We start from the raw sequence: 279 nt of genomic DNA on the forward strand, positions 1-279 counted from the left end.
GTTCTTTTGATCACTAGCCATACTTTGACTTTGTACAAAATTTCTCACTGTTACTCTCCCAATTCCTGCCTTAGCTACACTAGCGCTCGACCCTGAACTTGGCATTTGTCCTAATGTATTCATTTTTGCTTTTGCCAATTCATTATGAGTTTCCATAGTTCCAACAAGAGATGCAGAAACTAATGCATTCGATCCACAAGCAGCTGAACCCACAGCTGTTGAAGTTGCAATAATATTTGTAGGAATATTAGTTAAGCCCAAAGAATTTGTAATACCAAG

The 279-nt window shown here is 38.0% G+C and carries 1 protein-coding gene; it reads right to left on the reverse strand.

The window, feature by feature from the left end:
• Positions 1–279, reverse strand: a 279-nt coding sequence (locus SM753_RS20450; RefSeq protein WP_323192914.1) for a hypothetical protein, incomplete at both ends; no start/stop codon positions are given.

The organism is Halostella sp. PRR32 (assembly GCF_034808085.1).
GTDB lineage: Archaea > Halobacteriota > Halobacteria > Halobacteriales > Natronoarchaeaceae > Halostella > Halostella pelagica.